The following is a 23,974-nucleotide window of genomic DNA, read 5'->3' as shown; positions in this document are numbered from 1 at the left end:
GCACCTCAGCGAATCCCCAGGCGCCGGGCCTGGTCGGAGGAAAAACGACCCTCGGGGTCGAGCGCCGTAACGGCGGCGCGGAAAGCATCGAGGCGCGGGTACATGCGGGCAAACCCCTCCGCCGATAGGGCACTGTCTTTGGCCAGATAGATGCGCCCACCGTGATCGAGGGTAATCGCTTCAAGCCGCGCCAGCAGCGCTTCCGTCTCGGCCCGGCGCGGCAGATCGAGCGCCAGGGTGAAGCCGGGCTGCGGGAAAGACAGAAGCCCCTGACCCTCGGCGCCCAAGGTCTTCAGCACAGCGAGGAAGGAGGCCGTGGCCCCCTTATTGGCGGCGGATAAGAGCGCCCGCAAACCGCTTTCGGCAGCGGCATCGGGAATGACCGCCTGGAACTGGCTGAAACCGGGCTTACCATACAGCCGGTTCCAATCGTGGACGGCGTCTAGCGGATAGAGGAACTTGGGTATCGACGTGAGGCCGCTGCGCCCGCGCCGGGGAATCCGGTGATAATACCCCCAGTTGAACAGGCTGACCGCTGGGCGCGACAGGCAGGCTTTCGGCAGGTTCAGCGGAATGCGCTTCGTCTTATCCGTGCGCAGCGGCAGGCTTTCGAGCGATAGATCGGCGGTTTCCAGAATCCCGCGACCGATGCGGTCACCGCTCGCCAGCGCATCAATCCAGCCGACCGAAAAGCGGGCGCTGCTGCGGGCCGTGCGGAGGCCGTTGAGGAAGGCGGCGAGATCGGGCATCCGCTCCTCCTTCAAAAACACCGCATTCCCAGGCACCGGCAGCAGCCGCAGCCCGGCGGCCAGAATGATCCCGGTCAGGCCGATCCCGCCAACCGTCGCCCAGAACTCGGTCGGGGTGGCGTCGGGCGTTAGGCGCTGCACCTGCCCATCGGCGCGCAATAGATCAATCCAAGCGACATGCTGGCCGAAACTGCCATCGGCATCATGGTTTTTACCGTGAACGTCGTTGGCGATGGCGCCGCCAACGGTGGCAAAGCCGGTGCCGGGTGTGACCGGCAGCATAAAGCCGCGCGGGAGCAGGAGGCGTTGCAGGGTGCCAAGACTGACCCCGGCTTCCACTTCCAACAGCGGCGTATCGCCGGTCGTCAGCGCCAGCAGCCGGTCGAGGCGCCCGGTGAGGACAACCGACCCGCTGCTGTTGATCGCCTGATCGCCGTAGGACCGCCCCGCCCCGCGCGCCAACAGAGTGCCATCGGCTTTCAAGCAGGCGGCGGCTTCGCTCACCCGTTCCGGTCGGAAGGCGGGGGCTTTGGCGGTGGGGAACCGGCCCCAGCCCGCCAGCGGGATGGTCTTGCTGCGCATCATGCGTCTCCCGAAGCGTCCGTTCCGCGCCCGCGCAATGCGGCGAGCAGGAAGGGCAGCACGATAAAGCCCAAAGCGGTGGAGAACCAGAGCGTCGTCAACCGAATGATCGCCGTCGCCGCCAAGGCCGAATCGCTGGCGAACCCGAGGGAGGTAAGCAGCAGCAGCATCACGGCTTCGGCCCCGCCCAAACCGCCGGGCAGCATCGAAATGGTTCCGGCAATCAGCGCGAAGGTGAAGACGAAGCCCGCCTGCTGGAAGCTGACGTCCGGCCCGCCAACGGCGGTCAACAACAGTTGAAACGACCAGGCTTCCGCCGCCCAACCGACGAGCGCGAGGACCAAGCCGACGCCGAACTGACGGAAGGTAAAAAGTTTCGCCGTTTCACGCAGCGCCGCGCGGATTTTGGCAAACAGCCGCGGCGCCCGCCCGCCAAACAGCCGATAGAGGGCATTGGTAACCCACAGCAGGGTTTTCGGGCGCAGAAACGGCAGCATCAGCACGATCAACCCGGCGGCGATCCCCAGGGTGACATTCGCATAGCCGCTGAAGGCGCCCAGGCAGGCGACGCAGAGCAGCATGATCGCCACCATGTCCGACAGCCGGTCGCCCAGGAACAGCGGCGTTGCCCGTTCGTAGGGAACGCCCTTAGCGCGCTCCAGCACCCACAGGCGCAAGGCTTCCCCCGCTTTGCCGGGGGTGGTGGTCAGTGCGAAGCCACCAATGAAAACCGCAGCATTGAAGCCAAAGCCGATCTTTAGCCCCAGGCCTTTTGAAAACCAATGCCAGCGCAGCGCGCGCAGGGCATAGTTGAAGACCGATAGGCCGAGCAGCGCAAAGATAATGCTGGCGGGAACCCGCTGCACGGCGCCCCAGACCTTATCGAAACCAACATAGGCGCCAATGCCGACGATCCCAGCGCCGAAGGCCAGGATTGTGCCGACGACGATCCATTCCAGACGGCGCAGCTTGCCCCGGTTCAGCCCCTGCGGTTTAGCGGCCATAGATCAGCGCTCCGAAGGTAGCGATCCACGCAAGAACATTACCGATCAGGAATTTATCGGTCAGCACGATGGTCGTCGGCGACCCGGAACGATGCTCGACCAGCGCGATTTGCAGGTAGCGCAGCACCCCCATGATGACGAAGGGGGTGGTAAGGTAGAGGTTATGGATACCGGCTTCGACCGTGTAGAGCAGGTAGGATACCAGCAGCCCGGCCAGCATCATGGCAATGGCTGTATCGAGGAAGGGCAGATTATAGCCTGCCAGCGCCTTGCGGTGATCCTTGCCCAGGTCTTTCACAATATCGTCGCGGCGCTTGGCCAGGGCGATGAACAGCGACACAAGGCCGGTGCAGACGATGATCCATTCCGATGCGCGCACGCCAATCAGCTCCGCCCCGCCGAAAACGCGCAACACATAGCCGAGCGAGACCAGCATGACATCGAGGATCGAAATTTTCTTAAGACCCAGGGAATAGCCCAGGTTCACGCCGAGATAGATCAGGCTGAGGATCAGAAACCCCGGCGTTAGGGCATAGGCCAGGATCAAGCCGCCGGTGGCCAGTACCGTCATCACAACCAGCGCCAGTGGCAGCGGCACGGTTCTGGCAGCCAGCGGGCGCTTGCATTTGGTTGGATGCTGCCGGTCCGACGCCCGATCCATCGTATCGTTGAGGATATAGATGGCGGAGGCGAGCGCGCTGAAACACAGCACGCCAAGCCATACTTTTTCGACATTCCCAACCGTCATGGCGGCGGGGGTGAAGAATAGCGGCGCCAGGATGAAGGCGTTTTTCACCCACTGATGCGGGCGCAGCAGCTTTAGGGTTTCAAGCAGGATCATTCGGGCATCGGGCCTTTCGGGCGCAGCAGACAGCAGGCTTGCGCTTCTCTAACGGGCGTGCGGGGATACAGTCCAGTGAACTCTTTGTAGGGTTTAAACAGCGGTATCCGGCTGACGATAGGGTTGGCTTGCCAAAATCGCTTTGTTATACAGCCCCCTTACTCCCGAGGGGCGATGTAAAGGGGAATGGTACGGTGACAGATCTATCCATCGTCATTCCGATGATGAATGAGGCCGATGGGGTAGATCGGCTGTTTGAAATTCTTATGCCGATCTTGCGGGCTACCGCGGTCAGTTTCGAAGTTGTGTGCGTCGATGACGGCAGCACCGACGAAACCGTTAACCGCCTGCAGGCGCTGCAAGCACAGCACCCCGAAATCGCCATCGTCGAGCTTAGCCGCAATTTCGGGAAGGAAGCCGCGCTAACCGCCGGGATTTTCGAAGCGGTCGGGCAAGCGGTGATCCCGATGGATGCTGATTTGCAGGATCCGCCGGAGTTGATCCCGCAAATGATTGACCATTGGCGGCGCGGGGCGGAAGTCGTGTTGGCCGTGCGGTCCCTGCGCGCCAGCGATTCCTGGTTCAAGCGCAAAACAGCAGGGGCTTTTTACCGGGTTATCAACTTGCTGGGGGAAATCACTATTCCGGCCAACGCCGGGGATTTCCGCTTGATGGACCGGCGGGTGATCGAAGCGATCCGCGCCATGCCGGAACGCAGCCGGTTTAATAAGGGAATCTTCTCCTGGGTTGGCTTCCGAACGGTCGCTATCCAGTACGAACGACCTGAACGGCACGCGGGTACAACGAAATGGAAGTATCGCAAGCTGCTGCGCTTTGCGATGGATGGCATCATCTCTTTCAGCTCGCTGCCCCTGCGGGTTTGGAGCTTGATTGGGATGATCGTTGCCTTGGGGGCGCTGGTCTACGGCGGCTTTATCATCTTTAAGGTTCTCGTCCTTGGGGATCGCAGCGTGCCCGGTTATGCCTCCTTGATGACCGTCATGCTGTTCACCAATGGTATTGTGCTAATCGGTCTCGGTGTGATCGGGGAATATTTGTCGCAGGTTTTTACCGAAGTGAAGCGACGGCCGATCTATTTGATCCGCTCGATCTATCGGAACGATCAAGACAATGCTGCGCAGGACTGAGCTTTTTCGTCAGGTTGGCAGCTTCGGCCTGATCGGTATCCTGGCGACGCTTGTGCATGCTGCGGTTTTTTCTGCAACAGCGAGCCTGGGTCTAGCCGTTGATCTGGCGAACCTCGTTGCCTTCTTCTGTGCTTTGCCGGTGTCTTATTTCGGCAACGCCCGGCTGACGTTTCGGGTTGCCCCCGATTGGCGGATGGCGGGGCGCTTCATTGGTATGTCTCTGCTGGGCTTTGGTCTGAACGCCCTCAATGTGCGCTTGGTCGCCGCCTATGGTTTGCCCTGGGCGGCTTCTCTGCCGGGGATGGTTCTTGTGGTGCCGGTGCTGTCGTTCGCCGTGAGTCGCTTGTGGGTTTACACACGGCGCCCCTCGGCGTAGAGCCAGTCTTTAGGATATGATTATGAAAATTGAAAATTCGTCTTTGTTCAAGTCAGAGTATATTTTTCTATTTTTAATAGGAATTTCTGCATTTTATATAATAACAGGAGGATCTATACTGCTATTTGATAATACGTCTTGGCTTTTTGTTTGGGATTCATCACAGCATTATGCCGGCTGGGCGTTTTTTCGGAATGCGCCTTGGAGCTTCCCAATTGGTCTTAACACGGGTTGGGGATTGGAACTCCGTAGCTCGATCATTTTCACGGACTCTCTTCCGATTTTTGCTTTGTTCTTTAAAATATTTTCGCAGTGGCTACCGGAAACATTCCAGTATTTCGGCCTTTGGATTTTAATATGTTTTATGCTTCAGACGTTCTTTTCTTGGAAAATTCTGCGGTACTTTGTTGAAGATCGTTGGGTCTGTGTGCTGGCAACGGGGTTTTTCGTAACTGCCCCGCCAATGCTGTGGCGCTTGCATGGCCATACCAGCCTATTCTCCCATTTCGTCATTCTTGCCGCACTCTATCTTTATATCAGTGGTCGCACCGCTCGCCGCCCTGGCTATTGGCTTTTGCTGCTGGGCGTGACGGCGTTGGTTCATCCCTATTTGCTGGCGATAACCGGCGGTCTGTGGGTCGCGAGCCTCGGCGATGGCGTGATCGTCTATCGTTTAGGTTGGAAACGCACCGTGACAGAGGCCGTTGCCGGGCTGGCGTTGATTATGTCAGTGGCGTGGCAGGCCGGGTATTTTTCCGGCGGTTCAGGGGTTATGGCGGGGGGCTTTGGCTTTTACCGGATGAACCTTCTGTCGCTGATCGACGCCAACGGTTGGTCGCGTGTTCTGCCGGATATCGCTGGAGCCGATGGCGATTACGAAGGTTTTTCATACTTGGGATTGGGGGGATTGGCCCTTGCGGTTCTAGCGATTCCCCGGGGTGCTAGGGCGCTACGCGGATTGCCTGCAGTCATCGCTGCCCATCCAGCAATGACGTTAATGGTATTTGCGCTGGTTTTGTTTGCCCTATCAAACAAGATTGGCATTGGGACTGTAACATATACTATTCCTCTTGCCGATGTTTTGAAGCGAATAGCAAACTTTTTTCAATCTTCCGGGCGATTTTTCTGGCCAGTTTATTACGCTATTTTTCTGACACTGATTATTTTCGTCGCGCAGCGCTGGCGCGGCTGGGGTGGGCGTGGGATCATAGCCTTGGCCCTAATACTACAGATCTGGGACATTACCCCCGGTTGGACTTTCCGTAGCGGTCACCTTGATCGTACCCCATCAGCGGCATGGAACCTTCCGCTAACCTCTGGCTTTTGGGCGGAGGCGGCCAAGCGTTACCACAAGCTGCGCGTTATCATGCCGGAAAATCACCCGCAGATCCGCCGTGGCGCCCCCGAAAATGGGATGGGGGACTGGGTCATTGGGGCGGGGTATGCTTTGCGCAGCCGGATGGAAACCGACATTGTTTATTTCGCCCGGCTCGATCAGAAAAAGCTCGAAGCAGCGCGTGACCGGGCGAGCGAGGCGCTGGCGACGGGGCGCTATGACCCGGATACCCTTTATCTTCTCGATGAAGCGAGTTTGAGTGCGGCTTTGGCGACGATCCGCAGTGAAACCGACCTTCTGGCGCGGATTGATGGGTTTGTTGTTCTGGCCCCTGGCTGGCGGGCGTGCGCCACCTGTACGCCGATTGAGCCTCTGAAGCCGGAAACCCTTTTCTTGCCCGCGCCGCTTCATCAGGATATTCGGCTTGGTGACCCGGCCAGCGCCCCGTTCCTTGCCATGGGGTGGTATACGCCAGAACCCTGGGGCGTTTGGTCGCGCGGGAAGAGGGCGGTGCTCGTCTTCCGCGATCTTTTGCCGGGGCGGGTCCGCTTGCGCCTGACGGCGCATGCTTTCGGGCCAAATAAAGAACAGGAGTTTCAACTTCAGTTCGGGGATCGGACCTATCCGTTCCGTCTGTCGGACGCGACGACGGATGTTACCCTGGAAATGGAAAGCGCTACGCCGTCCCAGGTGCTGACGATCGTCGTTCCAACGCCAACCTCGCCCGCGCAACTGGGACACGGACCGGATCCCCGCACACTGGGGATCGGTCTCGTCGGTCTGAATATCGAGCCTCTATCGCCCTAAAAGAAGGACCGGAGAAGAGGCTTGAGTTTAACCTTATGAGCACAGTCAGGAATGAATTTTCTTGGCGGAGAATGGTTAATGAACGCAGGTAAATTGATAATTTTTACTGCTTTGGGGGTGTTGTTATCTTTTTATATCACGGAGGTCGATCTTTTTACTGATATAAAAAGTTTAGATGCGTCTTGGAATTTTATGATGAGTTATTTTTATTGGAAGAACTTTCAGTATGGGTCGGATGTGATTTTTAACTTTGGTCCGCTTGGATATCTATATTCCCTGATATATTTTCCTGATAATTATATGAGTAAAATCGTTTTAAAATTGATAATCGATATTTTTCTGATTTTTGGGTTATTGATCTCTTTTAAAATTTCGACCTTCAAACGGTTATTATGTTTTTCAATATTGATTCTATTTTTGAATATGGTTCGGGATGTTGAGCGTTTTCTTCCCGTTTTTGGGTTTATCTATAATGAGATCCACCGGCAACCGGGCGACCGCAAGGCTCGATCGGTTTCGTTTATCATGCTCGCGCTTATGGCCATCGCCTCAATGGCCAAATCATCTGCCCTTTTACTCTCTATCCCTGTTGTTTTGATTATCACGCTTTACAATATTCATCGGCGTGATTACCGACCTTATTATCTTATTGCATTCCCGTGTTTAAATATTGGTCTGCTGATTGCGACGGGACAGGCGCCCGAACATTGGGTTCCATTTCTCTTGTCTTATCTGGATATTACCCGGGCCTATCAGGCCGATATGGGGCTGCCCGCCCCCCTATCGTACCAGATCGCCTGGGGGATTGGGGCGGCGCTGGTGCTGTCCAGCGTGCCGCTGGCGCGGCGGCAGGGCTGGTATCTCGGCGTTCTCCTCCTGGGGGCCTTGATGATCGCCTATAAGGCCAGCTTCATCCGCAACGGCCCCTTGATCGATGCGGCGGCGCTCAGCCTTGCCTTTTTGGCGGCAGCGCAATTGTGGACGACGGAAAGTCGCTTTTTCGGGTGGGGCCATCGGGCCGCGCTCGCGGGCGTCAGCATCGGTGCCACCTTTTTTGCGAGTCAGTCCCTGGTGCCGATCTGGCCGGACGGGACGGCGTTTGGGCGGATAGCGCAGGATATGGTGACCAACGTTCGCTTTTTCGTCGATAGCGCGTATCGCGATGGGGTACAGGCCCGGTTACAGCGGGAGTTTACCGATCATCTGGCCGCCATGCGCGCCGATATGCCGTTTAAAACGCTGACGGGGCCGGTCGATGCCTTTCCGATTGATCTGGGAACGGCCTATGCCCTGGGGCTACCGATGGCCCCGCGTCCGGCGTTTCAGGCTTATTTCGCCACGTCGCGCCTGATGACGGAGCGAAACGCAGCGTTTTTGGCGAGTGATCGGGCGGCCGCGTCGATCCTGTATCGCCCCTTCGCCATCGATGGCCGCTATCCGGCGCTCGAAGACCCGCTCAGTCGCCGTGCATTTCGGCGCTATTATGATCTGGCCGACCGGCAAGGCGATTGGATGCTGCTAACCCGCCGTGCGGTTCCCCGGTCGGAGAACGAAAGCTGCGCGTCGCACGAGACAAAACTCAATGCCGACATCGCCGTGCCGGAGACGGCTGCCGATCAGGCCCTCTGGGCGCGGGTCAGAGTCCAGTCAACGGGGTTCGGCCATCTAGCGGGCCTGGGGTTGGTTCCCCCCAAGATTGGGATGAGTGTCACACTGGCGTCAGGCTACACCGCGTCCTTCCGTTTTCTTCAGGAAGCCGGGTCGGTTGGGTTTTTCCTATCGCCGATGCTTGCCATCCCGGAGGCCGATGCGGCGTTCCTGGCTGGGACGTTCCGAGCAGAAGATCGGGTGACCGCCGTGCGTATCGAGGCCCCCGAGGGCGGTTTTCTGCCCTGGTTTAGGCCGGAGGTATCGGTCGATTTTTGCCGGTTAAGCTGGCAGTGATCGCGGTTGGGGCCAGGCACTAAACGGCGCCTGACCCACGCCCTTACATGTTCGGATAGTTCGGCCCGCCGCCGCCCTGCGGCACCACCCAGTTGATATTCTGCGTCGGGTCTTTGATGTCGCAGGTTTTGCAGTGAACGCAGTTTTGCGCGTTGATCTGTAAGCGCTTGCCGGTCGTGGGATCGTCTAACACTTCATAGACGCCTGCCGGGCAATAGCGCGTTTCCGGCGATTCATAGAGCGACCAATTGACGGCAATCGCCTTGCTTGGGTCTTTCAACTGCAGGTGAATCGGCTGATCTTCCTCATGGTTGGTGGCCGAGAGGAAGACGGAGGACAGCCGGTCGAAGCTGATCTTACCATCGGGCTTCGGATACTCGATGCGCGGCGCCTCGCTGGCTTTTTTAAGCTTGTCGTGGTCCGCGTGGTTGCGGAAGGTCCAGGGCGCCTTGCCTCTGAACAGATAGGTGTCGATGGCCGAATAAGCGAGGCCTGCCCACAGGCCATAGTGGAAGGACGGGCGGATGTTGCGCACCGCCTTTAGTTCTTCCGCCACCCAGGAGTTTTCAATCGCCGCCGAATAGGCCGTGGCTTCCTTGCTGTCCGCGCCGGACGTGAGGTGATCGAACACCGCATCCGCCGCCAGCATGCCCGATTTCATGGCGAGATGGCTGCCCTTGATCTTCGGCACATTCAGAAAACCCGCCGCGCAGCCGATCAGGCAGCCGCCCGGGAAGGTCAGCTTCGGCAGCGACTGCCAGCCGCCTTCGTTGATGGCGCGCGCGCCATAGGCGATGCGCCGCCCGCCTTCAAAGAAAGGCCGCACGGCCGGGTGTTGCTTAAAGCGCTGAAACTCTTCGAACGGCGACAGGTGCGGGTTGGTGTAATCCAGCCCAATGACGTAACCGACGACGATTTGATTGTTCTCAAGGTGATAGAGGAACGAGCCGCCGTAGGTATCGCTCTTCACCGGCCAGCCGATGGTATGGATGATCTTACCGGCTTTATGCTTGGCCGGATCGATTTCCCAAAGTTCCTTAATACCGATGCCGTAGGTTTGCGGATCGACGCCGTCGCGAAGCGAAAATTTCTCCATCAGCCCTTTGCTGAGGGATCCCCGGCAGCCTTCGGCGAAGATCGTCTGGCGCGCGTGCAGTTCCACGCCCGGCTGATAATTGGCCGTCTGCTCCCCATCGCGGCCAATGCCCATATCGCCGGTGGCAATGCCTTTTACGGCGCCGTCGTCGTCGTAGAGCACTTCGGCGGCGGCGAAGCCCGGGTAGATTTCCACCCCCAGTTCTTCGGCCTGCTGGCCCAGCCACCGGCAGAGGTTGCCGAGCGAGATGATGTAATTGCCGTGATTATGCATCTGCGGCGGGGTGGGCAGCTTGAAGGAGCCTTTTTCCGTCAGGAACAGGAAGTTGTCCTCCACCGCCGGGGTATTCAGCGGTGCGCCCTTTTCTTTCCAATCGGGGATCAACTCGTTCAGGGCGCGCGGTTCGAAGACGGCGCCCGACAGGATATGCGCCCCGATTTCCGACCCTTTTTCGACAACGCAGACCGCAAGCTCCTCGCCTGCTTCTGCCGCGCGCTGCTTCAACCGGATGGCCGTGGCCAAGCCCGCAGGCCCGCCGCCAACGATCACCACATCATAGGGCATTACGTCCCTGGTCATTCCCCGATCCCCCTGGCTGAACCCTTCCCTTTACGTTAAGGGAAGCACTCTTGTTTGTCGAGCCTGCCGCTTTTCCGGTTCTGCCCGTAGTCGGCAAAGTGCGGCAGCTTGGCCCGGCTGGCAAGACCCCTGTGGTAATAGCGGGGCCGCATGCTTAAATAGGCCCTATGATTCTGATCGCCCCCAGTCTCGACGACATCGCCCGCCTGGCCGAAACGGCCCTGCACGAGATCCCCAATGAGCTGCGCCAGTACACCCGTGATCTGGTACTGAAGATCGAAGATTTGCCCGACGATGAGATCGTTGAGGAAATGGAGCTGGAAAGCCCCTTCGACCTCCTTGGCCTCTATCAAGGCGTCGCCATGCCGTTCCAAAGCGTCGGGTTGGTGCGGGCGGAACCCGACCGGGTGTTCCTCTATCGCCGCCCAATCCTCGACTATTGGTGCGAAACCGGCGAGGCGCTGGACGATATCGTTCGCCACGTGTTGATCCATGAAATCGGCCACCATTTCGGCTTTTCCGACGAGGATATGGACCGGATCGAGGGTGACGGGGACAGCGACTAAAACCCAAAAAGCGCCCACAGAAGGCCGAGGCCACCCGTGAACGCCTTGAGGGGTTGAGCGTTAGGGCGCGCTCGTCGAACGCGCCCCGGATCGCTTTACACCGCCGCGAACTGGTTCATCGTGTTATGGGCACCGCCCGCCTTTAGGGCCGCTTCGCGGGCGAAATATTCCTTGTGATCATCGCCCATGTCCGACCCGGCCATGTTCTGATGCTTCACGCAGGCAATACCCTGGCGGATTTCCTGGCGCTGGACGTTGGCGACATAGCCCAGCATCGCCTGTTCGCCGAAATATTCCTTGGCGAGATTATCGGTGGACAGCGCTGCCGTATGGTAGGTCGGCAGGGTGATCAGGTGATGGAAGATCCCGGCCCGGGCGGCGGCATCGCGCTGGAAGGTGCGGATACGTTCGTCGGCTTCGATCCCCAGCGCGGTGGTGTCGTAATCGACGCTCATCAGCTTGGCGCGGTCGTAGGCCGACACATCCTTACCGGCAGCCTGCCAGGCATCATAGACCTGCTGGCGGAAGTTCAGCGTCCAGTTGAACGACGGCGAGTTGTTGTAGACCAGCTTCGCGTTCGGGATGACCTCACGGATACGGTCCACCATGCTGGCGATCTGCTCGATATGCGGCTTTTCGGTTTCGATCCACAGCAGGTCGGCGCCATGTTGCAGGGCGTTAACGCAGTCCAGCACGCAGCGGTCGGCGCCGGTATTCGGGCGGAACTGGAACAGGTTGGACGGCAGACGCTTCGGGCGCATCAGCTTACCGTCGCGCATCAGCACGACATCGCCGTTCAGATGGGTGCCCGGCTGGATTTCTTCGCAATCGAGGAAAGAGTTATACTGATCGCCAATGTCGCCCGGCGTGTGGCTGAAGGCGATCTGCTTGGTCAGGCCCGCGCCCAGCGAGTCGGTGCGTGCCACGATGATGCCGTCGTCAACGCCAAGCTCCAGGAAGGCGTAGCGGATGGCGCGGATCTTCGCGACGAAATCTTCGTGCGGAACGGTGACTTTGCCGTCCTGATGGCCGCACTGCTTTTCGTCCGACACTTGGTTTTCGATCTGCAGGGCGCAGGCCCCGGCTTCGATCATCTTCTTCGCCAGCAGATAGGTGGCTTCGGCATTGCCGAACCCGGCATCGATATCGGCGATGATCGGCACGACGTGGGTCTGGTAGCTATCGACCTGCTGTAGCAGCTTGCGTTCGCGCAGCTCGTCCCCCGCTTCGCGCGCCTTATCGATGTCGCGGAACAGCATACCGAGTTCGCGGGCATCGGCCTGACGCAGGAAGGTATAGAGTTCTTCGATCAGTGCCGGAACGCTGGTCTTTTCGTGCATCGATTGGTCGGGCAGCGGGCCGAAATCCGAGCGCAGCGCGGCGATCATCCAGCCGGAGAGATAGAGGTAGCGCTTATCGGTGGTGCCGAAATGCTTTTTGATGGAGATCAGCTTCTGCTGACCGATGAACCCGTGCCAACAGCCCAAGGACTGGGTGTATTGGCTGGGGTCGCGGTCATAGGCTTCCATGTCCTGGCGCATGATGCGGGCCGTGTAACGCGCAATATCGAGACCGGTGCGGAAGCGATTTTGCAGGCGCATCCGCGCCACAGCTTCGGCTTCGATACCGTTCCAGGATGTATTCGGCTGGATTGTCTTTTGGGCTTCTTCGACGATCGACCGGTAGGACATGGCTCACTCCGCAGTAAGGGGCATCTGATACCTGAAGGCTACAGATGCTGCGGTGCGAAAGCGAGAGAGAATCGTAATTTGTATTAATAGTTACAAAGCAATGTTGTGAGACTGTAATGAATTTTCTGAAAAAGGAAACTTTACTTGATGCCCGAAACCGCTCCGGGCAGCCCTCACCGCACGCGCACCCATTGTATTCCGCAAGAGGAGGCGCGCCGCGTATTGGGGATTTGCGTGCTGATCGAGGATTTAGAGACCACCTAAGTATGCCCGCATGGGTCATCGGAGGGCGGCCTGGCCGCTCCAGAACCGCCGCAGTCTTTCGATAACGAATCATTACCAGGGACTGAATACATTTATATTTTCTTTATATTTTCATCGTTTACCGGATAAATCCTTGTTAAAACGCACTCCTGAAACAGGCTTCAGGGGTTTGGAATGAGCGCGCTTGGCTTTGATGCTGCCTACTATCTGTCTGCTAACCGCGATGTTGCGGCAGCACTGGCCCAAGGGACGATCCGCAGCGCGCTGGATCATTTCGAACGCTTCGGCGCGCGGGAGGGGCGGAACCCGAATGCTGCTTTCGATGCCGCCTATTACCTGACGCAGAACCCCGATGTGCGGGCAGCGGTAACGGCGGGCTTTTTTGCCAGCGCTTGGGATCATTACCTCGCCTTCGGGGCGACGGAGGGCCGGCAACCGAGCAGTGACCAGCTTGGCTTTGATGCGGCGGCCTATCTGGCGGCGAACCCCGATCTGATCCGCGCGGGTTACACACTCCAGACCGTTCTGGGCCATTACGTTACCTATGGGCTGCTGGAAGGCCGGACCGTTGCGGCATCGCTTCAGCCGGTTCTAGCGGGGAGCGCCACCTTGGCGGCGACGGACGACCTGGTGCTTCCCAGCGCCGGACTAGCGCCCACGGTCAAGATCGCCGCAGGCGGGCAGGGCCGAGCGGGCGATACGCTGCTGATTTCTGCGGCGGCGGCCCCCGATCTCGCCGTGATTGACCTGACCCAGGGGGACGATCAAAACCGAACGCAGACGATCACCGGCGCCGAGACGGGACCGACCTTGACCGGTTTCGAGAATATCGACGGTAGCCGCGCCCTGATCGGCCTAGCGCTGACCGGCGTCCTGCGCACCGAGGCGGGGGCCGCGCAAACCGGCAGCGTGCTCATCGGCGGGTCGGGCCGCGATACGCTGGCGGGTTCGGACGGGGCCGATAGTCTGATCGGCAATGCTGGGAACGATTCGATTGTCGGCGGCGCGGGGAACGATACGCTGTCGGGCGGCATCGGCAACGATAGCCAATGGAGCGGTACCGGCAATGATACTATCCGCGACGCGGGCGGCGATGATTTGGCCCATGGCGATGCGGGCAGCGATTGGATTGACCTGGGCGAAGGCCGCAATCAGGCCTATGGCGATGACGGCAATGATACGCTGGTGGCCAATTTGGGCCTCGAAACCCTGATTGGCGGCGCGGGGAATGATCGGTTCACCGTGTCGGACGGTAGCCTTGTCGCGGGCGATGTGATCGACGGCGAGGAGGGGCAGGATCTTCTCTATCTCGCGGGGGGCACGACGCCGCTGGTGATCGATACCGGGGCGGCGACTCTGCGCAATCTCGATGCGCTGGCCTTTGTGAATGCGGCGGCGGACGGTCGGCCCAATCAGTTCCGCCTCGTGCTGACCGATGCTTTTTTGGCGGCCAATGGCCGCGATGCCGGGCTGATTTTCGATGCGCGCGGCCTGACGGAAGGATCGCGCCTGACAATCGATTTTTCCCGGCTAACGGCAACCTCCGCCGCTTTCTTTACCCCAGGGGCGATCAGCTTGCTGCTGTCGCCGGGCACCGAGGTTACCGACCAGAACGGCGCCCGCATCTCCGGCGGGTATACAGTGTCGGCGGCGAATAGCGCGCTCAATCAAGTATCGCCGTTTCTGATCTATTCACAGTCGGGGGTGACGGCGGGCGATAGTGCTAGCTTGAACGCCGATGGCACCATCAAAATTCCCGTTGTGACACCGCCGCCGGTGACGACGCCGGTCACGACCCCTGTCACCCCGACCCCGGCGGTCTCCTTAGTGCTGACCACCGGTTTGACCGATAGTCTGGTGCCGACGGGAACCGGGACGAATGAGACCTTCAGCGGTGGTGCCGGAACATTGAACGGCACCGATGTGATCAATGGGCGGGGCGGCACCGATAGCCTGACCCTGACCGCGCAGACGGGGACGATCAATTCCGCTGGAACCGCTACGGTCACGGACATTGATCGGATCGCCCTTCAGACGGCGAGCGGAACGGTTTTGAACGGTACCGGCTTTACCGCGATCGGCGAGGTTATCCTGACGGGCACCGGCAATCTGACGGTCCAAACCCCCAGCACCGATTTGGCGGCGAATACGGTGTTCGTTCTGGGTAGCGGTTATGCCAAGACGCTGACCGACAATAGCAACACCCTCCAAAAATTCGGCCTCGACGGGTCAGCCGCCGGATCGGTTATTACAACCGGTCGCAACGGGGTGAGTTTGGAGGTTCGCTCGACCAGCACCTTGGGAACCCTGATGGCGGGCGGCGGCACTGTCACCGTGACTGGCGCAGGGGCGTTGACGCTGGGCAGTTTCGGCGGGGCAACGTTGCTTAACGGGAGTGCCATGACCGGGGCGCTGACCTTTACCGTGCCGGTTGGCGTTTCGGTCCAATCGGGATCGGGCAATGATACGATTACCCTTGGCGGCGGTGGCCTGAGCGTACTCACCGGCGGCGGTGACGATACGATTGTGGGCGGCGGCAATGTTTCGGCAACGACAACCCTGACCGGCGGCACAGGCAATGATCTTTTGACGGTGACGTCGTCGCTCGGCGCAACCAGCCTCAATGGCGTTTCGCAGTTTGAGACGATCCGATTGGCAAATGGCGCGAGCTACACGTGGACCATCAGCACTGGATCGGTCCATGCAACCGATACGACGAACGTTACCCTCGATGCCAGCGCGTTGACGGGTGCCTCGACGCTGACCTTTGATGGTCTGCTGATTACGGGGCATGCGATGACGATTACGGGCGGCGCTGGGGTCGACTCCATCAATGGTGGAGACTTAGCGGATAGTCTGCTCGGCGGCGATGGAAACGACTCGCTGGGCGGGGGCGGGGGTAGCGATACTCTATTAGGGGGGGATGGAAATGATACCCTCCATGGCCATGCTGGCACCGATAGTTTGGTCGGTGGGGTCGGGAATGACTTCCTGGCCAGTGGTTCCGAAAATGATACTCTGGACGGTGGCCTTGGTGACGATAGTTTAGATGGAGGCCTGGGTAATGACAGTCTGATCGGTAGTGACGGGAACGATTATATTTTCGGCGATAGTGGAAACGACGAACTCTTTGGCAACGACGGGAATGATGCGCTCGATGGTAGCGCGGGGAATGATACGCTGACGGCGGGCATCGGCAACGATGCGCTAACCGGTGGGGCCGATAATGATACGTTCATATTGGGTGGCAATCTGACGTCGGGTGATCAGGTGACCGGCGGCACCGGGAACGATACGCTGACGCTAACCGCCCGGAACGCCAATAGCGATTTGGATGGGGTGAAAGAGGTCGAGACCATCACCCTGACCGATGGGGCAAGCTATCAGTATGTTATTACCGCCGCCTCGACCCATGCCACAGATACAACGACCGTAACCGTCTCGGGGGCGGGATTAACGGCGGGGAACAATCTCACTTTTGATGCATCCCAAGTAACAGGCCATGGGATGACTGTTGTTGGTGGTGCGGGTACCGACTCGATCGTTGGGGGTGCGCTCGCCGATGCCTTGAATGGTGGCGATGGTATCGACACGTTAGCGGGCGGCGGGGCGGATGATTTCCTTCGGGGTGGGGCAGGCGCTGATAGCCTGACAGGCGGGACCGGCCTTGATACTTTTTATCATTATCGGAGTGAGGGCATTGCCCGGACAGCCGAAACCGTGACGGCAACATCGATCGGTGCTGGCGAAACCATGACCTTTGGCAATGGTGTGGACATCATCACTGATTTTGCCACCGGATCTGATAAACTGGGGGTTTCTGCTGTCAATTCTTATACGCTGCTAAGCACTGGCAGCAATGGATCGGCCTTAACGGCCAACCATCATTATGGTCTGCGCGGCAGCTTCGCTGGCGGGGTTTTCACCGTGAATGATGCAGGCCCCGATACGCTTCTCATTACCGAAGCTGTCGCGGGGGCATTGGATGCAGCAACGCAGAGCGGTGCAGTGATCCTGATGGGCGTCACCAATTTTGCCGTAACGGACCTTATCGCTTAGCAATTTCCCGGACTGTGTGGGGCCTTTTCTGTGCCCCAAACCGAATGGCAGACGGTCCGAGCTTCCTTGAGGGGGATTAAACTCCCTCGTGCTCCCGCAGGCGCGGCATCAGTTCCACGAGATTGCAGGGCTTATGCCGCGCATCGAGCTGCCAGCGCAGGATTTCATCCCAGCCGTCGCGGCAGGCGCTGGTGGAGCCGGGCAACGCGAAAAGATAGGTGCCGCGCGCTAGACCGCCGGTGGCGCGGCTTTGGATCGTCGAGGTGCCGATCTTCTGAAAGCTGATCCAGCGAAAGAGTTCGCCGAAGCCGGGGATATCCTTTTCCACGACGGTGGCGAAGGCTTCCGGCATAACGTCGCGCCCGGTCAGGCCGGTGCCGCCGGTGGTGATGACGCAATCCACCTCGGGATCATCGATCCAAGCGGTCAGTTGGGCGATGATCGCGGGAAGATCGTCCTTCAGCAGCGCCCGCGCCGCCAGGACGTGCCCAGCATCGGTCAGGCGCTGTTGCAGCAGATCGCCGGACGTATCTTCCGCCAAACTGCGCCGGTCGGAGACGGTGAGCAGGGCGATATTGACCGGGCGGAAGGCGCGGGTTTCGTCGATCTTGCTCATAACCGTCTCCGGGGGTGCGATGTCAGCGCCCGGCCAAATCCACCGGCGCATATTGCCCCGGACGATAGGACGGGATCTTACCGGCGGCAAGCGCGGTTAGGCTATCGGTCGGCTGGTTCAGGCGCTTCTGATAGATCCAATAGTTGGCCAGAAGCCGTTTGGTGAAGTTGCGGCTTTCGACATAGGGAATGCTTTCGACGAACAGCAGCGGATCGCGGGTGGCAGCGGTCATCGCGGCCTTCGTCGTCCCTTCGCCTTTCAGCATCTTATCGAGCTGGCCGATCCCGGCGGAATAGCCGACCGAAAAGCGCAACAGGTTACCATTGACCAGATCATGGCGCAGCAGCGTGGCGGCGAGGCGCTGGCCGAGCGTCATATTGACGGTCGGGTCGCCCAAATCGCGGGCATCATCTTCATCGCCGCCCTTGCGCGCCATCGCCGACGCGGTTTCTGGCATGATTTGCAGCAGCCCGCGCGCGCCCGATGGGTTCTTTGCCCCGACGGTGAAATGGGATTCGTGTCGGGCGATGGCATAGAGCAAGGCGGGATTGACGGCAAACCCCTGGCGCGGCGTCCAGTGAGGGATCGGGTAGAGGCCCGCGTCATAGCGTTCCCCCCGAACCCGCTGAATACCGCCCGCAAGGCTCATGGCCAGACCGGGGCTACCGCCGCGTTCGGCCAGGGTGAGCATCGGCAGATAGAGATCAGCGGGCAGGCGCGGCAACACGGCGCGCAGTTCGGCTTCCGCTCGGCTTTTCAGGCCGATCTGGGTCAGCGCCAGGGCGCGGGTGACGCCGGGAAAGCGCTTTAGGCTGGCAAGGTCTCGCGCCGCGAGGTTGGGCAGTTCCCAATCCAGCGAAATATCCCACTGCAACGTGCGGCGGGCCAGCAGCCCGTAATAGGTATAGGGCGCTTCGGCGGCACGGTTCAGCCATTGATCGGCCTCGACCGTCTTGCCGGTGGCTTTTGCCGAGCGATAGGCCCAGAAGGCGGCCCCGGCTTTTGTCCAGTCGGAGGCGGCGGGCGAGTCCCAAACCTGGGTGAAGAACCCCAGCGCGTCGGTTTTGCGGCCGAGACGCCAGGCGGCGAGCCCACCGGTCCAGGCGGCGTCCGGCACCTTATCGGCGGAGCGAGCGGCGGCACTGGCGGCGGTGAGGGCTGTACTATCCTGCCCGGCGAGAAACAGCAGTTGTGCCAGCCGGGCGCGGGCCTGATCCAGCAGGACCGGATCGACGGTTTCTTCCGCCGCCGCGAGGAGGTGCAGTGCATCCCGGGCTTCATCGGCGGTATCGACGCGCTTGAGCTTAGCGGCCAACGCGGGCCAGCCTTTGCCGGGATGGGCGGAGGTATAGGGCTTGTCGCGCCAGCTCATATCCTCGTCGCCGGAGCGGTCGAAGCTGGCGTTCTGCTTCAGCTTTGGTAGCGCTGGGCCGCCGGTTTTCGGCTTACGGCTTTGGGCGAGGGCGTAGAGGCGCGGCGCTTCGGTCTGATCCATGAAGGCGAGAAGCCAGCGCCGAAGCTCGTCATAGGTCGCCTTATAGGGCGTCTGTAGGTAGCGGTGCGCGAGGATATGGCCGACGAGTTGGCGATCGCTGAGTGCGCCGATCAGTTTATCGGCGGTCGGCCAGTCGGCCGCTTCCTGGGCTTCCAGAATCTTGCGGTAGAGCACCACATCGCCGTCGCGCAGCACGTCCGGCAGGGTTTGAGAGGTTTCGTCGGTGGGGACGGTCGGACCCGGCGTATAGACCGCAACCTCGTCCCGCAAGGGGGCGGGCGCCGCGGCAAGCGCGGGGCGGGTGGGGGCCAGCATTGGGCCGAGAAGGAGAACCGGAACCGTTAGCGCGCTCGCAAAAAGCAAAAAGCCGCGCCCACGGGTGCCAAAGCCCCCTTTGGTCGTGCGAATGTTGGTCATAGTCCCGCTTAGATAGAGCCGAGACAGTTTGATGACAAGTAGGAAAATCTGCAACAGGTGTGCGTGATACGCCACACGAACCGCGTAAACCGCCAGAATTTATGGCTTTTCTACGACTGTATAAGCCCTTCTAGTCTATCCGCCAAAACAAGGAAATCCTTCCAAGCATCGCGCTTTTGACCTGGGGATCGCAGCAAATACGAAGGATGATATGAGGGCAACATAGGTATTGTTACGCCGCGTGAATCCGTCCAATCGAACCAGCGCCCACGCAGCTTAGTAATACCGTCCGTCCGGCCCAAAAGCGTCTGGGCCGGGGTCCCCCCCGCCAAGAGGATAACCTTAGGATTCACAAGGGAAATAAAGCGTTCGACGAAGGGCAAACACACCGCCAATTCGGCGTCGGTGGGCTTGCGATTTCCGGGCGGGCGCCAATAAACCATATTGGTAATGCACGCCCGTGTACGATCGAGGCCGATGGCCGCCAGCATCCGATCTAGCATCTGCCCGGCAGGGCCGACGAAAGGCTTTCCCAGCCGATCTTCTTCGCCGCCCGGTGCCTCGCCGATGACCAGCAGCGGCGCGTCGACGGCACCGTCGTAAATCACCGTCGACATGGCGGTTTGTTTGAGTGCGCAGCCGTCAAAACCCCGAATAGCGGCATCGAGTGCGGCAAGTGTGCCACACTCAGCCGCCCGGGTGCGGGCGTCGGCGATCCCCCGGTCGGGGGCCAGCGCCGCAAGATCGGCAGGTGGCGCCGGGGCCCGGCTGGGGGGCGCCTCGGCCTGTCCCGCCGCGCGCAGCCCTGGGGCAGGCGGGCGGCCGCGATCCGGCGCCGGTGGCGGTTCGGCCCGGCGGCGATCCAACGGCTGGTCGCCCATAGCCTCGTCCACCCCGAGGGCGAGGTAGAAATCCAAGAGCTTGCGGGCGAGATCAGTTTCCAACATGGGAGCGACAGCTTACCGAATGGGCTGACGCGGCGCTATTGCCGATCAGGTTGGTTTGGCCGAACAGATCGTCAGTTCAGTTTCCCCTGAAGCGTCGTGCGGCATCCAAAGCTTATGGAGTTGCCGGGGGATGCGGAGACTATGGCAGGAAAGATCCGGGCGAGGGACTGATGCAGCCTGAGGCCCCACAAACACAAACAGGGTTCCTGGAACGCGCGGTTCGGCTTCGGTGGCAGTCCGCACGTCATCGCACGTCCGCATGGCACGCGCTGCGTAGAGGCTGTTGATCGGAACATTCTTGCGGGCAGCAACATTCTGTAAATCAACGATCACCGGCCAATCGGGCATGGGGGCGCAGCCGAAAGGCGGTTCGACGAGGATGCGTTGGCTTTGGGCGAAGTTACGGTCCCAAAGTGTGGCGTCAATTCCAGGGGTTCGACGATCGCTCAGGTCGTGCCGGGCGACCTTTCTCATGGGTCCGGCATCAATGATTTGCAGCACTAGCGCCGCGCCCAGCAGCCCATAGAGCGCGGCAGGACGAAGATGCTTCTGCAGCAGAAACAGGGATAGCCCGACCAGCGCATACCCAACGGGCCAGAAAAAGCGCCCTGAATTTCGCATCTGTGCGGCGATTTTTAGAATTACTTCCGGCAAATCCACCGTCAGTAACAGATGATGGCCAAGGTAAATTCTGTTCGACAGGGCATAAAGCCAAAAGAGGCCTAACAGGAGAGGCAGCAACACGACCGGGCCGCTGAGCTTCGGGATACCCTTCCGAACGGCGATCCAAGCTGCGGCCAGCATCAGCACCAGACTGCCCGCGCCGAGATAGGCATATCCTTCATACTGGTATCCGGTTGCATCGATGATGTCTCGCCCCGGCAGTAGGCCGCTGCGTTGAGGGATGAAGGGGCTCAGCAGATTGAGGGAAGCCTGTCCGAAGTTATCGGGCGGCAGCGGCGTAAGGCCGTGTCCGACCAGGCCGATGCTATACGCAAGCCCGACCATGAGGCCGACTGTGCCCATACTCTCGACCAAGAACTTTCGGGCAGGGGTTGGGGTCAGCAGGGCGGCCCGCAGCGATGCGATGAGGAATAGGGGGAAGATCATCGCGAGAAGATAGGCATGGGTGAGCAGGGCGATGAGCGAGAGCAGCACAAGCCGTCCTTGATGGCCTGGGCGATGGCGGATGGTTTCCGCAAGACCAATCAGAATGATCCAGTGGTTCGCTAAGGCAATATGGACGAAGCGAAATAAAAAAAACGGCATGAAGATAAGCATTATGCCGACCATCAAGGCGGCTGGACTCCGCAGGCCGCAGCAGCGGGCAAGATAGGTTCCTGAAACCATTTGCAGGAGAATCGCCGCTGCAATGCACGCCGGATAGATATTGGGGGCCTGCGATAGGGGCAGAATTTTGGTGATTAAGGCAGCGAGGGGATAAGAGTCAGTGTAAAAAATATTGAATCCAAATGGAATCCCAAGACCCTTGACGCTGAGGAGCGGGAAATGCCACGGCTCCGCCCAAAAATACAGGAAACCGTTTAGGTTCATGCTGTAGTCTGGATGAGTACTGGCATGCCAGTCGGAAACGGATGCTGTGAGAGAGGGTATTGGTACAATTATAAAAACAAGAATGCTTCCAATAATAATCGAAATCACTGTTAAGTATTTTTCAAAGAAGCCATCAACTGCATGGACGCGCATGGGCTTAAGTCCCGCAAAATCTTCTCGTTTCGGAAAATTATAGAAACATCATGAAGGGTTCAATATGATAAGCGGCTGAAAAATATGAACAAAGAGTCAGCGACAGGGAGGTATTGGATGCTGCGCGTGTTGACCGAACAGGAACGGGCGGAAGCCCTGGCCCGCTTGCCCGGCTGGACCTACGAGCCGACCCGGGATGCGATCACCAAAAGCTTCCGCTTCACGGATTTTGTCGAGGCCTGGGGCTTTATGAGCCGGGTCGCCATTCTGGCGGAAAAGGCCGACCATCACCCAGAATGGTTCAACGTCTATAACCGCGTCGATGTGCTGCTGACCACCCATGACTGCACTGGCCTATCCGCCCGCGATGTGGCTTTGGCGCAGGCGATGGAGGCCGTGGCGGGTTAAGCGCGCGCCGTTAGGTCGTTTGACGTCGACGCGGTTTGTGTGTAGCGTTACACATATGGATAGCCGGGCACTTATTGCTCTTCTAGAAGCCGATGGCTGGGTGCATGTTCGGACAACCGGCAGTCACTGGCACTTCAAGCATCCAACGAAGCCCGGCCTTGTGACTGTTCCGCACCCCAAACGGGATTTTCCGTCGGGTACAATCAAATCTATCGAACGGCAGAGCGGGCTGAAGTTAACGAGGTAATGCCATGACCTATTACGTGGCCTATATCCGCAAAGAGACGGACAGCGACTACGGGGTAGAGTTTCCAGACCTTCCTGGATGTGTCAGCGCCGGGCGAACGTTGGATGAGGCGCGCGCCATGGCGGCAGAAGCCTTGGCCGGTCATCTCGCGGTTCTAGAGACGCTGGGCGAACCGATTCCCCAACCATCAAGCCTGGAAGCTTTGAAAGACGACCCCCAGCAGGCGGGGGCTGTTTTGGTCTTGATTGACCTGCCCCAGGATTTCTTGAAGGCAGAGCGGGTGAACGTCATGATACCGCGTCCTCTGTTGGGGCGGATCGATGCGGTTAGTGGCGGTAATCGGTCCCGGTTTTTGGTGGAGGCGGCGGAAGCTAAACTGGCTTAAGGGGCAATGAGAAACGCTTCCAAGTCGGCCCGCGGTCCGAACAGAAGCGCGCTTGGGATTTGCCGGGGCGCCTGCCCCGCCTCGGTCCGCGCAAGGGTGGGGACGCCTTGGGCGCGGAGCTGGTTTAGAAGCCGTTGCCCCTCGCCGATCCGCTGATCCACGGCGTTCAGCAGGTCGGCCCCTTGCGTCAGGAAAACATCTGCCGCAGCATCGAGATCGAGGCTGCGCAGAATATTCGCTAAAGTTTCTGGCAGCGTAATCGCGCGACCATCGACGTAGCGGGCACTTTGGATGGCTTTCAGCGCCGTCAATTCTTCCTCCGGCGCCGTTAAGGCAACGGCGGTAAGGGCGAAGGTTGCCGGGCCTGAATCGAAAGGCTGATCGCTATCGGTCAGCACCCGCGTGCGATAGGCGTCGGAAAAAACCTGCCCGGTTAATTGGGCGATGCGCTGATCGTTCGACCAGGCATAGGCCGCAAACTCCGCGCTCATCGGGCGGGCGCCCGCCCCGGCGAACAGGCCGGTGGGCAGCAGCCGCAAGGTCACATCGGGCCGCGCCGCCAAAACCGCCAGGGCCGGGGCCGCCCCATAGCACCAACCGCACAGCGGATCGAAAAGATAAGTTAGGGTGGCGGGCATCGCAGCAGCTCCGAGGGGGCACAAGAACGGTGTTACCCTAGCGGCGGCAGCGATAAAGGCCAAGCCTTAGAC

19 protein-coding genes are annotated in these 23,974 nt (G+C 59.7%); 9 read left to right on the top strand and 10 right to left on the bottom strand.

Features of this window, described 5'->3' with window-relative positions; genetic code table 11:
- Positions 1–5 precede the first annotated feature (5 nt).
- From CHR90_RS04500 to CHR90_RS04490, 3 genes are read right to left on the bottom strand one after another with little or no spacing between them, the layout of a single operon-like run.
- Complete coding sequence (locus CHR90_RS04500) at positions 6–1,334, bottom strand: FAD-binding oxidoreductase (RefSeq protein WP_094407787.1); 1,329 nt, start codon at positions 1,332–1,334, stop codon at positions 6–8.
- Positions 1,331–2,335: a lysylphosphatidylglycerol synthase transmembrane domain-containing protein gene (locus CHR90_RS04495; RefSeq protein WP_094407786.1), complete on the bottom strand. Its 1,005-nt coding sequence runs from the start codon at positions 2,333–2,335 to the stop codon at positions 1,331–1,333. Before CHR90_RS04495 ends, CHR90_RS04500 begins: the two co-directional genes overlap by 4 nt.
- A complete protein-coding gene (locus CHR90_RS04490; protein WP_094407785.1) occupies positions 2,325–3,176 on the bottom strand; it encodes a decaprenyl-phosphate phosphoribosyltransferase in 852 nt (283 codons plus the stop codon). Before CHR90_RS04490 ends, CHR90_RS04495 begins: the two co-directional genes overlap by 11 nt.
- Before the next feature lie 194 nt (positions 3,177–3,370).
- Between CHR90_RS04490 and CHR90_RS04485 the strand changes: the two genes are divergently transcribed.
- From CHR90_RS04485 to CHR90_RS04470, 4 genes are all read left to right on the top strand, one after another.
- Positions 3,371–4,324 (top strand): glycosyltransferase family 2 protein, encoded by a 954-nt coding sequence (locus tag CHR90_RS04485; protein ID WP_229671597.1) that lies wholly within the window; start codon positions 3,371–3,373, stop codon positions 4,322–4,324.
- Complete coding sequence (locus CHR90_RS04480) at positions 4,308–4,700, top strand: GtrA family protein (protein ID WP_094407783.1); 393 nt, start codon at positions 4,308–4,310, stop codon at positions 4,698–4,700. Before CHR90_RS04485 ends, CHR90_RS04480 begins: the two co-directional genes overlap by 17 nt.
- 22 nt (positions 4,701–4,722) lie before the next feature.
- Positions 4,723–6,843, top strand: coding sequence for a DUF6311 domain-containing protein (locus CHR90_RS04475; RefSeq protein WP_141210869.1), 2,121 nt, complete (start codon positions 4,723–4,725; stop codon positions 6,841–6,843).
- Positions 6,844–7,566: 723 nt separating this feature from the next.
- Positions 7,567–8,787 (top strand): hypothetical protein, encoded by a 1,221-nt coding sequence (locus CHR90_RS04470; protein WP_141210868.1) that lies wholly within the window; start codon positions 7,567–7,569, stop codon positions 8,785–8,787.
- 43 nt (positions 8,788–8,830) lie between these two features.
- On the opposite strand, the gene CHR90_RS04465 is transcribed toward CHR90_RS04470, so the two are convergent.
- Positions 8,831–10,462, bottom strand: coding sequence for an electron transfer flavoprotein-ubiquinone oxidoreductase (locus CHR90_RS04465; RefSeq protein ID WP_094407780.1), 1,632 nt, complete (start codon positions 10,460–10,462; stop codon positions 8,831–8,833).
- A gap of 167 nt (positions 10,463–10,629) precedes the next feature.
- On the opposite strand from CHR90_RS04465, the gene CHR90_RS04460 reads away from it, so the two are divergent.
- A complete protein-coding gene (locus CHR90_RS04460; protein ID WP_094407779.1) occupies positions 10,630–11,028 on the top strand; it encodes a metallopeptidase family protein in 399 nt (132 codons plus the stop codon).
- A gap of 95 nt (positions 11,029–11,123) precedes the next feature.
- Here the strand turns inward: CHR90_RS04460 and CHR90_RS04455 are convergent, their stop codons facing one another.
- Complete coding sequence (locus tag CHR90_RS04455; RefSeq protein WP_094407778.1) at positions 11,124–12,719, bottom strand: isocitrate lyase; 1,596 nt, start codon at positions 12,717–12,719, stop codon at positions 11,124–11,126.
- A gap of 438 nt (positions 12,720–13,157) precedes the next feature.
- Here CHR90_RS04455 and CHR90_RS04450 point away from each other — a divergent pair, with 438 nt between their 5' ends.
- Positions 13,158–17,042: a beta strand repeat-containing protein gene (locus CHR90_RS04450; RefSeq protein ID WP_094407777.1), complete on the top strand. Its 3,885-nt coding sequence runs from the start codon at positions 13,158–13,160 to the stop codon at positions 17,040–17,042.
- Positions 17,043–17,118: 76 nt separating this feature from the next.
- Here CHR90_RS04450 and moaB read toward each other — a convergent pair whose 3' ends face one another.
- The 4 genes from moaB to CHR90_RS04430 form a co-directional block, all read right to left on the bottom strand.
- Positions 17,119–17,658 (bottom strand): molybdenum cofactor biosynthesis protein B, encoded by a 540-nt coding sequence (gene moaB, locus CHR90_RS04445; protein WP_094407776.1) that lies wholly within the window; start codon positions 17,656–17,658, stop codon positions 17,119–17,121.
- Positions 17,659–17,680: 22 nt separating this feature from the next.
- Positions 17,681–19,570, bottom strand: a complete 1,890-nt coding sequence (locus CHR90_RS19745; protein ID WP_094407775.1) for a lytic transglycosylase domain-containing protein — start codon at positions 19,568–19,570, stop codon at positions 17,681–17,683.
- A gap of 110 nt (positions 19,571–19,680) precedes the next feature.
- Positions 19,681–20,517, bottom strand: a complete 837-nt coding sequence (locus CHR90_RS04435) for a uracil-DNA glycosylase (RefSeq protein ID WP_094407774.1) — start codon at positions 20,515–20,517, stop codon at positions 19,681–19,683.
- Positions 20,518–20,562: 45 nt separating this feature from the next.
- Positions 20,563–22,224 carry a DUF6311 domain-containing protein gene (locus CHR90_RS04430; protein ID WP_141210867.1) on the bottom strand — a complete coding sequence of 554 codons (1,662 nt, stop codon included), beginning with the start codon at positions 22,222–22,224 and terminating at the stop codon, positions 20,563–20,565.
- Positions 22,225–22,341: 117 nt separating this feature from the next.
- Here CHR90_RS04430 and CHR90_RS04425 point away from each other — a divergent pair, with 117 nt between their 5' ends.
- From CHR90_RS04425 to CHR90_RS04415, 3 genes are read left to right on the top strand one after another with little or no spacing between them, the layout of a single operon-like run.
- Positions 22,342–22,632, top strand: a complete 291-nt coding sequence (locus CHR90_RS04425; protein ID WP_094407772.1) for a 4a-hydroxytetrahydrobiopterin dehydratase — start codon at positions 22,342–22,344, stop codon at positions 22,630–22,632.
- Complete coding sequence (locus CHR90_RS19865; protein WP_308421794.1) at positions 22,565–22,879, top strand: type II toxin-antitoxin system HicA family toxin; 315 nt, start codon at positions 22,565–22,567, stop codon at positions 22,877–22,879. The genes CHR90_RS04425 and CHR90_RS19865 overlap by 68 nt, the downstream gene beginning before the upstream one ends.
- Positions 22,880–22,883: 4 nt before the next feature.
- Positions 22,884–23,264, top strand: coding sequence for a type II toxin-antitoxin system HicB family antitoxin (locus CHR90_RS04415; protein ID WP_094407770.1), 381 nt, complete (start codon positions 22,884–22,886; stop codon positions 23,262–23,264).
- Here the strand turns inward: CHR90_RS04415 and CHR90_RS04410 are convergent.
- On the bottom strand, positions 23,261–23,902 hold the full coding sequence (locus tag CHR90_RS04410; protein ID WP_094407769.1) for a DsbA family protein: 642 nt from the start codon (positions 23,900–23,902) through the stop codon (positions 23,261–23,263). The genes CHR90_RS04415 and CHR90_RS04410 overlap by 4 nt on opposite strands.
- Positions 23,903–23,974 lie beyond the last annotated feature (72 nt).

Origin of the sequence: Elstera cyanobacteriorum, assembly GCF_002251735.1 — a bacterium.
Classification (GTDB): Bacteria; Pseudomonadota; Alphaproteobacteria; order Elsterales; family Elsteraceae; genus Elstera; species Elstera cyanobacteriorum.
The sequence above is the reverse complement of the archived record's forward strand: the minus strand, read 5'-3'. Positions and strand labels throughout refer to the sequence as shown.

Excerpts from the sequence above, each read along its gene's own strand:
- CHR90_RS04500 (WP_094407787.1), bottom strand. The coding sequence starts at position 1,334 with ATGATGCGCAGCAAGACCATCCCGCTGGCGGGCTGGGGCCGGTTCCCC.
- CHR90_RS04495 (WP_094407786.1), bottom strand. The coding sequence starts at position 2,335 with ATGGCCGCTAAACCGCAGGGGCTGAACCGGGGCAAGCTGCGCCGTCTG.
- CHR90_RS04490 (WP_094407785.1), bottom strand. The coding sequence starts at position 3,176 with ATGATCCTGCTTGAAACCCTAAAGCTGCTGCGCCCGCATCAGTGGGTG.
- CHR90_RS04480 (WP_094407783.1), top strand. The coding sequence starts at position 4,308 with ATGCTGCGCAGGACTGAGCTTTTTCGTCAGGTTGGCAGCTTCGGCCTG.
- CHR90_RS04475 (WP_141210869.1), top strand. The coding sequence starts at position 4,723 with ATGAAAATTGAAAATTCGTCTTTGTTCAAGTCAGAGTATATTTTTCTA.
- CHR90_RS04465 (WP_094407780.1), bottom strand. The coding sequence starts at position 10,462 with ATGACCAGGGACGTAATGCCCTATGATGTGGTGATCGTTGGCGGCGGG.
- CHR90_RS04460 (WP_094407779.1), top strand. The coding sequence starts at position 10,630 with ATGATTCTGATCGCCCCCAGTCTCGACGACATCGCCCGCCTGGCCGAA.
- CHR90_RS04455 (WP_094407778.1), bottom strand. The coding sequence starts at position 12,719 with ATGTCCTACCGGTCGATCGTCGAAGAAGCCCAAAAGACAATCCAGCCG.
- CHR90_RS04450 (WP_094407777.1), top strand. The coding sequence starts at position 13,158 with ATGAGCGCGCTTGGCTTTGATGCTGCCTACTATCTGTCTGCTAACCGC.
- moaB (WP_094407776.1), bottom strand. The coding sequence starts at position 17,658 with ATGAGCAAGATCGACGAAACCCGCGCCTTCCGCCCGGTCAATATCGCC.
- CHR90_RS19745 (WP_094407775.1), bottom strand. The coding sequence starts at position 19,570 with ATGACCAACATTCGCACGACCAAAGGGGGCTTTGGCACCCGTGGGCGC.
- CHR90_RS04435 (WP_094407774.1), bottom strand. The coding sequence starts at position 20,517 with ATGTTGGAAACTGATCTCGCCCGCAAGCTCTTGGATTTCTACCTCGCC.
- CHR90_RS04430 (WP_141210867.1), bottom strand. The coding sequence starts at position 22,224 with ATGCGCGTCCATGCAGTTGATGGCTTCTTTGAAAAATACTTAACAGTG.
- CHR90_RS04425 (WP_094407772.1), top strand. The coding sequence starts at position 22,342 with ATGCTGCGCGTGTTGACCGAACAGGAACGGGCGGAAGCCCTGGCCCGC.
- CHR90_RS19865 (WP_308421794.1), top strand. The coding sequence starts at position 22,565 with ATGACTGCACTGGCCTATCCGCCCGCGATGTGGCTTTGGCGCAGGCGA.
- CHR90_RS04415 (WP_094407770.1), top strand. The coding sequence starts at position 22,884 with ATGACCTATTACGTGGCCTATATCCGCAAAGAGACGGACAGCGACTAC.
- CHR90_RS04410 (WP_094407769.1), bottom strand. The coding sequence starts at position 23,902 with ATGCCCGCCACCCTAACTTATCTTTTCGATCCGCTGTGCGGTTGGTGC.